The organism is Myxococcales bacterium, from assembly GCA_022563535.1.
Lineage (GTDB): Bacteria > Myxococcota_A > UBA9160 > UBA9160 > UBA4427 > DUBZ01.
Window position 1 is genome coordinate 1 of sequence record JADFNE010000022.1, and the last position, 13969, is coordinate 13969.

Here is a 13969-nt window from a genome sequence, read left to right on the forward strand (position 1 = left end):
GGTGGCCCGGCGCACAGTACGCACCAGCTCGGCGAGCACTCGAGGATCTTGCCCAAATTCGATACCCCCGCTCTTCACGTGAGGGCACGACGCATTGACCTCGATTCCTTCGACCTTCGCGACGCCGGCGAGGCGCTTTGCGACCTCGGCGTACTCGCTGATCTCGGTGCCGAACAAGCTGGCGACCACCGGCACCCCGTCGGGAATTTCGGGCAGCTTTTCTTCGATGAAGGCGTCGACACCGACGTTCTCGAGACTGATCGCGTTCAGCATGCCCGCGCGAACCTCGCCGATCCGAGGAGGCGGGTTTCCGAAGCGCGGCAGCAGGGTCAGACTCTTTGCGACAAAGCCTCCAATGCGGCGCAGATCCATGAAATCCTTGAACTCGGTGCCGTAGCCAAAGGTGCCCGAAGCAGTCAAGACGGGGTTGCGAAGGGCAATTCCGGCCAAATTGGTTCGGGTATCTACCTTGCCTTTCGATGCTTTGTCCGAGGATTTGTTCGCCATCATGGGATCCCCGGCCAATCGAGTTCGGCCGCGTCGTAGACCGGACCGCGATGGCAAACCAAGCTAAAACCCCCGCCAGCCATCGGGACCGCACAGCCCAGACACACGCCAAAGCCACACGCCATCCGGTTTTCGAGGGCCACCGTGCACGCCACTCCGGCTGCCCGGGCGAGTTCGTTGCACGCGCGCATCATCGCCGTGGGTCCGCAGGCAAAGAGCGTGGTGTCGGCCCCGTCGGTTTCGGCGAGCAGTTCCGTGAGGACGTCGGTGACGAGACCCTTGCTGCCGCGACTCCCGTCTTCCGTCGCAATCCGCAAATTGATCCCGAGTTTCTCGAAATCCCCAGCAGCCATCAGCAGTTCGGCTCGCTGGGCTCCAAGCACGACGGTCACCGATCCCGCCGCCCGCGCGGCTCGGGCAAGACTGTACAGGGATGCCGCGCCGGTCCCGCCGCCTACCAGAATGCTCCGCGACCCCTCGGCGGGAGTTGCGAAGCCCTGGCCCAGAGGACCCACTACGCGAACACGATCTCCTACTGAGGCAGCGCCGATGAGTTGCGTTCCCCGGCCCTCGACCTTGTACAGCACCTCGATGCGCTCGTGCCCCGGCTCGCCGTGACTGTCAAAGATTGCCATGGGCCGCGGCAACAGCGGGTCGTAGCGGACGGCTGCTTCGGCCACGGCACCCGGCGAGAGCATGACGAATTGCCCGGGCGTCCAGGCCGGCCAATTTTCGACCTCGAGCACGATGCGGCGATTGGTCTCCCCTTCGCGTTCGTTGGCAACAACCCTGGCCTGAACGCGGATCGGTGAAGATCGCTTCGTGTCGCCATTGGCCGGTTCGGCGCTCGCCACTCCATCGCTCCCGAATTTGAATGTGGTGAATAACCAACGCGATGATTATCACGATCGCTCGAGAGCGGACAGCCATCTGTTGGAATCAAGCTGCCCGAGGTTTACCACGTCGCTCGGATTCGCGGAAGCGAGCGAGATCGACAGATGGTGGACCACAAGCAAAGCCGCGGTGCCAACAGGAAAGTGGTGTATTCACCCCAAAACTCGATAAATGCAACCGCCCCCGGCAAGAGCCAGGGGTGAATTACCTTCATCCCCGGCTTTCACCCGAGAGCGGGAACTACGCGCCGTTCTAACTCCTTGAAAAAATTCACAATTGGAACTCGGAGGCGAACGATTCCCGGTCAAGACCGTGCCCTCCTGCGTCGATAGTTCCTTTGAGCAACTCCGCGGCATGACGTCCGCAGGAAGGGAGAGGCGTGGGCGCAATTCTAGATCAGCACAAGAGTTCGTTTGAGTCAGATCCGTCGAACCGGCTGGCCTTCGAAGCCATCGAGGAACACCTGTTCATGTCGGGTATGTGGAATGAGCTGATTGCGCTCTACAACCGCCGACTTGAAGCCCCTGAGTTTGAAAGTGATCCCCTTCTCTCCATACCCATATTGTTTCGCCTGGCCCAGGTCTGCGAAGAGCGGGCTCTTGCCGTCGATCGCGCCATCGAGACCTATTGGAAGGTTGCCAAGATCGATCCGAGTTATCGCCCGGCGCTGCGTCAGCTACGTCAGATCTACGCCCACCGGGAACAGTGGGACATGGTGCTGCAGATTGCCGAAATGGAAGAGCAGCTTGAGATGTCGACACACGAGAAGGCAAGTTTCTCTGCGGAACTCGGCGATGTCTGGAAGGGAAAGCTCAACGATCCCACCGAAGCGCTGATCCACTATGAAAAGGCTCTCGCTCTGGTTGACGATCACATCCCCGCCCTGTCCGGACTGGCGCAGGTTCACGAAGGGCTCGGCCATCACGAACAGGCGGCAGCGGCCTGGGAGCGCTTGTCCGAACGCACACGCGGACCGGATCGCGCACCCATCCTGGTTTCACTCGGCAATATTCTGGACAAGCATCTCGATCAGTCCAGTCGCGCCATGGAGTGCTTTCAGCGCGCACTCACCGATGATCCGCGCTACGCCAGCGCGGTGGAAGCCCTTTCGGTCACAGCCACCAGACTCGAAGACTGGCTACTTGTCGCCAAGTTGTATGAACGTCGCTTCGACATTGCATCCGGCGCGCGCAAGCGCATAGGCATCGCCGTCGATGCCGCGCGCCTGAACCTCGAAGAGTTGAATGACACGCAGGCATCCCGTATGTGGTTGGACCGCGCTCTTGAATTCGGGGATGGAGACGCGCCGGTCTACGAGGTGCTCGCAGAACTCGAGCGCCGTACGGGCAATCGCGACGCATTGCGCACAGCGCTCGATCGACTGATCGAACTCCAGGGCGACGACGTATCCACCAGCTTGCTGGTGGAAGCGGCGGATCTGTATTCGGAATCTGGTGTCGAAGCAGAGGCAATCGCGTTGCTGCGAAAGGCACAAATTCGCGAACCGGAAAATACCCTGGTCATCGAGGCCCTCTCCGACGGTTTGGCGCAACTGGGTATGAATGTCGAACTCGTCGAAGTGCTCGAACGACGGGCGGCACTGACCGAAGACGACCCCCAGGCCAAAAGCGAGATTTACGCCGAGATTGGCCGCATTCGCCTCGAAGATCTCGACGAGCCAGAAGCGGGCATGGAAAATTTCACCAAGGCCTTTGATCTCGACCCCAGCACCAAGGGCGCAGCCGCGCAACTCGAACGGCTCTACCGAAAAAACGAAGACTGGAGTGGCCTGCGCACACTCCTGGAACGCGCTGGCCGCGAAGGTCCGGCTTCGAAACGTTCACACTATTTCGCTTCGTTGGGCGAAGTATGCGAACAACAGTTTGAGGACAACGACGGGGCGATTTCGGCGTTCGAGTCCGCGCTAGAACTCGATCCCCATTGTGTGATCGCGCATCAGGGAATGGCGCGCATCGTCCACGCCTCAGGAAATCCAGACGAACTACTGCGGATCTGCGAGCGCGAAGCCGAGACCACCACGGATCGCGTGCGGATGGGCGAACTGGTCTGGAGCATGCTCCCCCTGCTTCAAGAGCGTGAGCGTCATGGGGATGCGCTGACCTGGGTCGAAAAACTGAACCAGATGTGTCCCAATGACTGCAACACCCTGAAGGCGGTCGTGGAATTGCGCGAAGCCCTGGGACAGCGGGACGAGCTTCAAGATCCGATGGAACGACTCGATCGTGTCCTCAGCGGTGCCGAGCAGACCACCAACCGACGCAAGCTCGCCCAGCTCCATCGCGACGCCGGCCGGCACGAGCAAGCGATCGAGTGGTATCAAACGGCCCTCGACAGCGACCCGGGCCACCTCGAGTCGCTGCGATCCCTCAAGGCCCTTTACAGTGAGACCCGCGATCTCGATTCACTGGCGCGAACGATGCGGCGGCTGGGGGAAGTGCTGCCCGATCAAGAGAGTTGCGACGAATTCGGAGACCTTGCGAGTTTGCTCGCCGAGCAGATTGGGGACGTCGAGGGCGCGATCGTCGTCCTCTGGCGTCTGGCGAAGATTCCCGCAGGCCAGCGCCCAGACGACATCGACGAGAGACTCGAAGGACTGCTGGAACGAGCGGACCGATTCGAAGAACTCGTGCAGCGGCTACTCGAGCGGCGGCGGATGTTCGATGATGAGAGCAATGCGGCGCGCGAGCTGGACCTGCGTCGAGCAAAGCTGTTGTTGGAGCACCTCGGGCAGTACGAAGAAGCGGCATCGCTGTTCGGAAGTCTCCGCGCGCACGATTCCCAAAACAAAGAAATCCTCGATGGTCTCGAAAAAGCATTGCGACTCGGCAACGACGTCGAGAGACTGGTGGACTTGCTCGCGGACCTCGCGGAGCATGAATCCGACCCGACGACTCGCACCAATATCGAGATGGAGCGCGCAACACTTCTCGAAGACATACTCGGCGCGTTCGACGAAGCCCTGATCGCACTCACCAAGCTCGCCGAGCAGACCGACGTGCCAGAACTCGCAGATCAGGCAGGCCAGCAGCTCGAAAAGCTCCTGACCCGCAGCGGTGATTGGGAGGCATTGCGCACCCGACTGGTTGGACGACTGGGAAACGGCAGCCAAGAAGACGATCTAGCGCTTCACGAAGAACTCGCGCTCCTGTCTCGAGATCGCTTTGGTGAACCCGAAGCCTGTGTCGAACATCTCGAGGCGGCCGGCAAAATCGCACCCGATCGCCAACCCATCTGGCACAACCTCGCGGTTCTCTACGCCGAACTGGATCGCCCCGAAGACCTGCTGCGCGTGCTCGAACACGAACTTACCCTCGGTCTCGACCTCGAGCGCGAAATCATGCTGCGCTCCCGCGCGGCACGATTGGCGAACGATCTCGAAGACCGCCAAGAAACTTGCAGCCAACACTACGAACAGATCCTTCGACTCGAACCCGGCCACGCAGAGGCCACGGAGTATCTGCTGGAATTCTACGATCGAGAGTGCCGACCCGCCGACATGGCTGGCCTGCTTCACGCTCGACTCGACGCAACCGTCAACAGCGACGAACCCTCCGACACAGTGACCGCCAGCGCGATTTCGCTGCGCCTGCGCATCTCCGCTCTGGAATCCCTTGCGCTCGATGATGACGCAGCCGCGGTCGCAACCCTCGAACCCGCAATCGCCGAGGTCGGACCCACCGCTGCAATCGCGAAGCCGCTCGTCGAACTCTACCAGCGACTCGGAAGGCGTGAGGAATACATCGCCCTCAGTCTGCGCGCCGCCGACCACTGCGATCAACCCGAAGAACGTGCGGGCTGGTTTCTCCGGGTGGGCGACGCCCTGCGACAGGAAGGCGAAGCAGAGCGTGCGATCGAAGCCTATGGTCGCGTGCTCGAGAATTGTCCAGACGATCTCGATGCACAGTCGGCGCTGCGAGAGTTGCACAGAGAACGAGGAGATTCCGAACCCCTCGCAGCATTGCTTGCGCGGGAGATCGAAAGACGCTCGGGTGAAAACACGATCCCGTTGCGCTTCGAACTCGCGATTCTGCTCGCCGGCCCACTGGCCCGACCGGATTCCGCACTCGAGGCCTTCAACGAAATCCTCGAAGCAGACGAGCGCCACCCCGAAGCTTTCGTTCACGCTCTCCACCTGAACATCAGTCTCGAGCGACACGAAGAAACCCAACAGCTACTGGAAAGCGGCCTTTCCCGTACCAATGCTCCGAGTGCACGGGCGGCTCTGCTCGAGCGACTCGCCGACCTCGAGGCCGGTCCACTCGAATTGCCCTCGACTGCACTCGGGCGCTACCGCGAAGCCCTGAGTCTCGACCCGTCGCGCTCGAGCGTCCGCGCAAGCATGAACGCAATCTTGACGGACCTCGGTCGCTGGGTCGAATTGCTCGACAGTCTCTTCCTCGAAGCTCAGCGCGCCGAGCCGAGCGAGCGCGGTCAGATCTACGAGCGCGCGATCGAAATTGCGAGTCGCGAAGTCTCCACCGACGCGCCCCTCCCTTGGCTCGAACGACTCCATGCTGCAACGCCAGAAGACGCCGATGTCTTGTCGAGAGTTGCCGACATTCATCGACAGGCGGGTCGCCCCGAGGCGTTGCTACGCGCCCTGGAAGCCCAGATGCTCCTGCAGACCAACCCAACCGAACTGCACGCACTTCATTGCGACATCGGCAGGATCCTGGAGCGCGATCTGTCGGCACCCGGCCGAGCCGTCATGGCACTCGAAGCAGCACATGCGATCGATTTGGACGATGCGGAATTGTTGACCAATCTCGATCGTCTGTACGAAACATTGGGGCGCTTTGCAGATCGTGCTGGAATCATCGAGGAACGAATCGCCTGCCCGGAAACCCCGGCCGATTTGCTGGCAACACTACATCGCGAAGTTGCCGAACTCTGGCACACAAAGCTGTCGTCACCCGAAACAGCGACGCGCCATCTATTGCACAGCCTGAACCTGAGCGAACCGGAATCGCCAGATGTGTTGCCCGTGATCCGTCACCTCCAGCAGACCCTGCGCGATACCGGCAGACTCGACGGCTGGGCACGAGCGGCGGAGTTCGAACTCGAACGACTTGTCGCCACCCGCGATCCGATTCACGATAAACGGCGCTACGAACTCCACAGCGAGCTCGCGGACTGCTGTGAAAACGTGCTCGCGCGACCCCAACTCGTCCAACGTCATCTGCTCGCATTGCTCGACGATTGGAACGGCGCGCAGCCCCTCACCACAGAACAAATCGACGCGGCCGAAGCTGCGTTGATCCATCACCTGCGCCGGGAACACAATCACGTCGAACTCGACCGACGTCTCGGCGCGCGACTGGATCGCAGCGACGGAAGCGCCGAGGACTGGCTCGAACTCGCGGGCTTGCAGCTGGAGAGACTCCATCGACCGAGTGCAGCGCGACGTGCATTCCGCAAAGTGCTCGATCAACGCCCCGAATGCCTGGACGCCATTCGCGGATTGCGTCAGGCATCAGAAACTCTGCGCGATTGGCAGGGTGTCGCAGAGAGCCTCGATCTCGAACTCGCACTCGACAATCGTTCCCGTACAGCACAAGAATCGTCCGCGCTGTTGCGTCGCCTGGGCGAGATCACTTGGAAGCAGTTGCAGACCGACGATGCCCTCGAACGTGCGTCCCGGGCGTATTGCGAAAATCTCATCCAGGTGCCCGACGATCTCGACAGCGTGCGCGCCCTTCAACAGATCGAAGAGGAGCGCGGAGAATACGCAGCGGCGGTAACTCGCCATCGGCAGGAAATCGACATCCTCGGCGACGCCGAGCCCGATCAGCGCCAGCGAGTCTGGCTGCGAATCGCCGATCTCACGCGAGACAAGACCGATGAACTCGAGCGCTCGATCGAAGCATTCGCCTCTGCCGCCGAGTGCGCCGATCTCTCGGTGCAGCGCCTGCGCGAGTGGGCGGAGCTATATCGAACCTCGGAAAACTGGGAACGCTTTGCCGATGTCTTTGGTCGCTGGTGTGATGCTCGGGGAACCCCGGCAGGCTGTTCGGACTTGTTGGTTCTCGTCGATGTACTGAACGAACTCGGCCAGCATGACCGGGCTCTCGAACGCGCCGAAAAGGCGATCGAAGCCGATCGCACCAGCGCCACCGCCTTTGAGCGCGCCGCCGATCTTCGCGAACAAAGTGGAGATCTTCGCGCTGCTGCCGATCACCTCGCGGAGGCGGCCGAACTCACCGACGCGCCCACCGCGACGGTCCAGCTGCTGCGGGCCTCGCGGATGCTCAGTGATGTTGACCCCGAACGCACTGCGGCTCTGCTGAAACGCGGCGCCGAACACGACGCCGCGTCCCAGGAGATTCAGGCGCGCACAGCCATCGTCTGCGAACAACTCGAGCGCTGGGACGAAGCCGAAACCGCTGCAGCGCGCGCTCTCGACTCCAGTTTGGATCGCAGCCTTCTCGAAGATGGGCTGCTGTTGAAAGCCGCCCTCGCGGGAGGTCGCGCGGCCTGGCGGGGCGATGCGATCGAATCGGCGACTCGATTGTTTTCCGCCGCCCGGGACCTCGAATCCGAGAACATCGAAGCCCTGGACGCCCTCGGCGAGCTTCTCCATCTGAGCGGAGACGTGCGCGCCGCGCGAGATGTCCTCGACATCCGGCTCGCAATGCCGGGTGAAAATCCGAAGGCGGGCCTGCAACTCGCAATCGTCGGAGAGGCCCAGGAACTCGACGAAGAATTTGCACGTGCGCTCGAGACCTACCTGCGAGCCATCGAAACGGATCCGGCCCAGGACCATGTTCACGACGGCATTGTCCGCATTCACCTGATCAACGAAGACCAGACAGCTGCCATAGAGGCCCTCGACAACTGGCTCGCACTGCTGGAAAACGTCACAAAGAAATCCGCCCAGCTGGTTCGCGCCGCTGCTCTCGAACAAGGCATCGACAAAGACGAAGCTGCGCTCTCGCGTTTGCGCGAGGCCACCGACATCGACCCCGCGAATGCGGATGCCTGGACAATGCTGGCCGATCTGTTGCTCAAACTCGACCAGCCCGACGAGGCCCTGGAAGCCGCAACCTCTGGGCTCGCCGTGATCGATGGTGCAGATCGGTCGAGCGTGGCCACCCTCGCCTACATTCGCGGTTTCACCCTCGAGCGGAGCGGCGAAGAGACCCAGGCCGCGGGCGCGTATGGTCTGGCGGTTGAAAACGATGCCACCCAATCAGAGGCCGTACTCGCCCAGTCGAGACTATTGCGGAGCACCGGTGAATGGCAGCTCGCGGCCGAGGTGCTCGACAACTTTCTCGACAATCACCCGGAGCCCATGAACGAAATGCTGGCCCAGGTGAATTACAAGCTAGGTCGATTGCTCGCTGGCCCCCTCGAGCGAGTCGAGGAAGCCATTCAGTGTTACGAACGCGCCATCGCGATCGATTCCGATTTCACTCGAGCGATTGAGCCCCTCGCCAATCTGCTCAGCCACATGCCCGACCGATGGCAGGAAGCGGTCGGCCAACACCTCTCCCTGCTTCGAGAGGATCCCGCGCGGGAGTCTTCGATTCGCTCGTTGATTGCGATTTGCGAGCAGCGTGGCGACGACCGCGGACGACAAATCGGACTCGCGATCCTGCGGGCATTGGGCGCGACCTCCGACGACGAATTCGCGACCGCCCCGGACAAACTCGGGTTCAAGGTGGCGGGGAACTCTGAACTCTCCGATCCGCATGAGGAACGTTTGCGCAGGATGGTCGTGCAAGCCCGCGACGAAATTTCCCAGGCACTGCGGGGCGTGGCGACACCGAGCAATGAGACAGAACCCATGGGGCTGCATCCAGCGCAACAGGCGTTCATGGATTCGGTCGGCACGGCAGTCGATGAGTTGTCGGTGCCAGGGTTCGGCACCCTCGACCCGCAGATCATCGGACAGACGCTCCAACAGGTCGCCGCGTTGGCGCTGGACGTCGAGCGACCAGAAATTGACCCGACGATCGCGGATCTACTCGAAGGCTCGATCGGCCGCTGGGCGCGCCGCAAGCTGCGCAAGTGTCTGGACGGAACCGGCCAGGACGAAATCCAGAACATTCGCTGGGACGATTGGCAACAGTCGCTTCGCGGTGCTGGGGCCGCCGTAGCCCTGGATCGCAACCAGGGCGATCTGCGCTGCGCACTACTTGCACTTTCGGCAGAAAGTGAAGATTCCGGCGCCGAAGAACTCACGGAAAGCGAGAATATTGCCGATCGAGTCCGCAGCAGGGAGATCGCTTTTTCACTGCTGCGCCAGGTTACGCGGATCTGGTGTACGCAAATTGGCAAGTAATTAGTAATTGGTGATTGATACCAGCACTTCGACAAGCGCGAGGAGACTCAGAAATGGCACAGCGAACGCCCGACGACACCCGACGATTCCGCCGACAAGGACTTCGTATCCTGGTGGATTACAGCTGTGACGGAGGGCTCCACTGTGACTATGCAACGTCGATATCCGCGGGCGGACTCTTCATCGAAACCGAATCGGCCCTTCCACTCGAAAGTTGCATCAAGCTTCGGTTTCGCCTGACCAACGGCGAGATGCTCCACGAGATCGAGGGGCGCGTGTGTTGGTGTAATGACAACACCGACACGAATGCAGCCCAGCAAGCTCCCGGTTTCGGAATCGCTTTTACCAATGGCGAAGGCACCGTCTTGCTGGCACGCGAACTGGAAGACCTGGAATTTTAAATCGCGCAGCCTGCGGGCGCGACGGCCGAGCTACGGTGTAGACACTTTCGCCGACGCCGGATCGAACGGATTCGCATGGCCCCCCCGATCGCCGCGCAAACTCCAGGCATCGCGCTGCCGGAGCAATTCTTCCACCAGGCGATGGTGAGTTGTATGTCCGCCGCGTTCGACGCGAACGTGACCGTGGACGGGAACTCCGAGCAGCGATAGATCGCCAATCAGGTCCAGCACCTTGTGGCGTACGAATTCGTCTCGCCAGCGCAGTCCCCCCGGATTCATCACCCGGTCTCGATCCAACACCACGGTGTTCGCCAGAGAGCCTCCGCGCGCCAGCCCAGCGCGACGCAGCGACTCTAGTTCGTCGAGAAAGCCGAAGGTTCGCGCGCGAGCCACCTCGACTTCGAACGACTCCGGTCGCAGTCGCTCGATCTCGAGCTCCTGAACGCCGATCAGGGGATGTGCAAAATCGATTCGATAGGAAATTCGCAGATACTTCGCGGGCTCGATACTGATCGACCGCAGTCCATCGCGACAGACAACCTTTCGCTCGATCTGCATCACGACACTGGGTTCGTGTTGTTCGTAGAGCCCGGCGCTGCGGATCATGTGGACAAACGGCGCAGCACTCCCGTCCATCACGGGGATCTCGGGACCGTCGACCTCGATGCGGGCATTGCTCACACCGAGGGCATAGAGCGCCGCCAGCAGATGTTCGACGGTGGAAACGCTCGCGTCACCGGTTCCCAGGGTTGTCGCGTGCGAGGTTGCGCTGACGGATTCGTGGCGGGCGACAATCTCGCTCGAAGTCGATCCCTTGTGCCGCACGAATCGAATTCCGGTACCGACGCGGGCCGGGTGCAAGCTCAGCCGAACCGGCGCGCCCGTGTGAAGGCCAAGCCCGGTACAGCTGACTTTCTGGGCGAGGGTTCGCTGCTGGTACAAGGGCCTCTTCCTCCCCGGGGCGTCTGCACCCCTACGACCTCAGCTGGACTTTACGGTTGGCGCGCTGCTTTGCCCCAGTGAGGCGCGGACCTCGACCAATATATCGCGAGCGGACTGATAACGCTGGGCCGGATCCTTCTGCATGCAGCGTGTCACAACAGCCGCCAGACCCGCCGGAAGTTCAGGTCGCAGATCTCGCACGTCGGGGGGCGGGGTGTGGACGTGGTGGTAGGGAATGTTTCCTTCCTTGAAGGGAACCGTCCCGGTGGCCATTTCGAAAATCGTGACACCCAACGAATAGATATCCGTGCGATGGTCGATATTGCGCCCCAGGGTCTGCTCGGGACTCATGTAGTAGGGCGTTCCCGCAACCACGGTCGTCTGATTGCGACATTCTTCGAGAACCCTGGCGAGTCCAAAGTCCATGATCTTGGCCTTCTTGTCTCGCGTCCACATGGTATTGGCGCTCTTGATATCCCGATGTACGACGCGATTATCATGGGCGTACGCCATGGCCTCACAGACCTGCACGACGACATGGAGAATGCCAGCCGGCGAAATGACTCCGCGGCGGCGCAAGATTTCCTTCAGGGTGGTTCCGTCGACATACTCCATCGCGATGTAGTAGCGACCATCTTGCTCGCCGGTGTCGTAGACCGTCACGATTCCGGGGTGATTCAATTTGGCAGCGGCCTTCGCTTCGCGCATGAAGTTTTTTAGCGCTTGCGGGTTGTCCGCCAGGGTGTCGGGCAGGACCTTGTAGGCGACGATGCGGTCGAGTGCCGTGTCCTTGGCTTTGTAGACGATCCCCATGCCACCGCGGCCCAACTCGCCGACGATCTGATAGCGACCCGGTTGGCCGCCGCCTCCAACGACACTCCGATTCGCGGTGGCACCCTCTTGCGTTTCGATTGGCGGCAGGCTCTGCACCAGATCACGGGCCTCGATCAGGCGCTGTTCGACATCGCGATAGTGGTAGTCGAAAGCGAGAATTTTCTCGAAGATCTCGACACCTTCTGCAGGTTGGTTGTCGGAGGCGTAGAGTACGGCGAGCGAGTAGAAGGCCTCGAGATTTTCTCGGGACAGGACATCGTCTCCGATGGCCTGCTTGAGTTTCTTGATCGCCAGGGAGAGCTGGCCGCGGCTGCGGAAGATGTCTCCCAGCAGTGCCGATGCCCGAGCGAATTCCGGCTTGTCGGGTTCGACTCTTTGCAATACGGAAATTGCTTCCTCGTCGACTCCCTCCCGGTGGTACACCTCGCCCGCACCCAGAAAGTTGCCCGCCTTGGCGAGGAGTTCGGCTTCCTTGTCTGAGTTTCCAACGAGTGCCCAACATTCTGCGGCTTCGGTATACCGTTCGGCGAGTTCGAAGCACTCCCCCGCCTGGGCTCGATCGCCGGATAGCCGAAACATCTCGGCGGCCTGGACATAGCCTGACTGTTGACGATAACAGTGCCCCGCCCGCTCGTAGTTCTCGAGTTGGCGATAAAAATCGCCCGCCTCGAGAAAGTCTCCCGCCTCCTCGAGGAACGCAGCCGCTTCTTTGATCTCCCCCAGATCTCGGTGGTGCTCACCGAGAATGCGAGCGGCGGCTTCGGTTTCGCCGAGTTCGTTCAGCGCCTCTGCGGCTCGGGGCAGTGACCCTCCGTCGCGAAACAGGGTCGCAGCCTTGGTGAACTGCTTGAGCTGCTGCGCAACCTCTCCGGCTTCGACGAACAAGCCACCCTTCTCGAGTGCAGCGAGGGCGAGTTCGGGCTCCCGGGCGCGCAAGTAGAGCTTGCCCGACTGTCCCACCAACTTATTGAGTTCCGCCATGGCCTTTGGATCACCCTTGTTGGCGTTGGCGCTCTCCTCGCCGAAGACTTTCTCGAGGCATTCGGCCGCGTGGAGCCAGGCCTTGCTCTTCACGAAACACTGCGCGGCATGGCGCAGGAAATCGGCATCTCGATAACAGACCGCGGCCCGATGATGATCGCCGGCTTTTTCGAACATCTCCGCCGCCTGACTGGCATTGCCCAGTTCGAGGTGGCACTCGGCCGCCTTTTCCCACTCTTCCTGCTGGGCGAATATGGCGGCGGCCGAAGACGGGTTGCCCGCCCTGATATAGAGCTCGGCGGCGTCGTGGAAGCGATTTTGGTCGTGTCGAATCTCGGCCGCACGCACGTAGTCTTCCGCCTTGATGAACAAATCTGCGGCGCGATCCATCAGGTCGACCGAAAACAACAACTCGGCGGCCTCCGCGACATGCCCCTTCTTCGCCAGCGCGTTTGCGCGTCGCTGGGTCTTCTTCGCCACCGCTCGGTCGACGCTCGGAAGCCCACTGTCGGCCTTGTCAGCCCCATCGCTCTCGTCATCGTAGCGCGTGGGCAACCCGGCAAGACCCAGCAGCAACAGGCCGATCGGCGTCAGAAGAAACCGCAATCCCCCGGCCAGGCCGGCTTCAATGGTGTCCGGATAGATGATATCGAAGGGATCGGGCACGTTTGCCTCGATCATGGTGGAAACCAATTTGAACATGATTTCACTCAAGCGAAGTGAGATCGTCGCCTGAGGCGCATAGGCCCAGAGCAGTCCCGCGATGCCCGTCACCAGAAACGGCAGACTCAGCAGGGCCAGCAATGTTCGTCGTGCGATTTGCAATCTCGTCGAGCCTTTTCAAGTTCAGGGTCAAGCAGCAAGTGGGGATGCGTCCCTGTGCAATATTGCGCCCGATCCCAGACCGGCCTCACAACACGCACCTCCACACCCTGTCTATCGGTGGGCCCTTAAGTTGTCCTGAGAGGTCTTCACCCCAACTCCGGGTCCATCTGGCCATAATGGGGGTGGGTCGTGGGGGGATCGTCCTGGGCTTCGACGGCGTGCGTATCTTCGCTCTCGCCTACAAAACCCTCGCCTGAGAACCGTCGTGATTCCCGCGGGT

General features: G+C 61.3%; 6 protein-coding genes. 2 read left to right on the top strand and 4 right to left on the bottom strand.

The window, feature by feature from the left end:
- Both IH881_08980 and IH881_08985 read right to left on the bottom strand, forming a co-directional pair.
- The coding region (locus tag IH881_08980; GenBank protein ID MCH7867822.1) for a dihydroorotate dehydrogenase at positions 1–507 on the bottom strand (507 nt) is incomplete at its 3' end.
- Positions 507–1361: a dihydroorotate dehydrogenase electron transfer subunit gene (locus IH881_08985; protein MCH7867823.1), complete on the bottom strand. Its 855-nt coding sequence runs from the start codon at positions 1359–1361 to the stop codon at positions 507–509. The genes IH881_08980 and IH881_08985, both read right to left, overlap by 1 nt.
- Positions 1362–1780: 419 nt before the next feature.
- On the opposite strand from IH881_08985, the gene IH881_08990 reads away from it, so the two are divergent.
- Both IH881_08990 and IH881_08995 read left to right on the top strand, forming a co-directional pair.
- Positions 1781–9706, top strand: coding sequence for a tetratricopeptide repeat protein (locus tag IH881_08990; GenBank protein MCH7867824.1), 7926 nt, complete (start codon positions 1781–1783; stop codon positions 9704–9706).
- A 53-nt stretch (positions 9707–9759) separates the two neighbouring features.
- A complete protein-coding gene (locus IH881_08995) occupies positions 9760–10107 on the top strand; it encodes a PilZ domain-containing protein (protein MCH7867825.1) in 348 nt (115 codons plus the stop codon).
- Between the two features lie 30 nt (positions 10108–10137).
- Here the strand turns inward: IH881_08995 and IH881_09000 are convergent, their stop codons facing one another.
- Together IH881_09000 and IH881_09005 are read right to left on the bottom strand one after the other, a co-directional pair.
- Positions 10138–11049, bottom strand: a complete 912-nt coding sequence (locus IH881_09000) for a UDP-3-O-acyl-N-acetylglucosamine deacetylase (GenBank protein ID MCH7867826.1) — start codon at positions 11047–11049, stop codon at positions 10138–10140.
- 39 nt (positions 11050–11088) lie between these two features.
- Positions 11089–13689 carry a protein kinase gene (locus tag IH881_09005; protein ID MCH7867827.1) on the bottom strand — a complete coding sequence of 867 codons (2601 nt, stop codon included), beginning with the start codon at positions 13687–13689 and terminating at the stop codon, positions 11089–11091.
- Between the last annotated feature and the right edge of the window lie 280 nt (positions 13690–13969).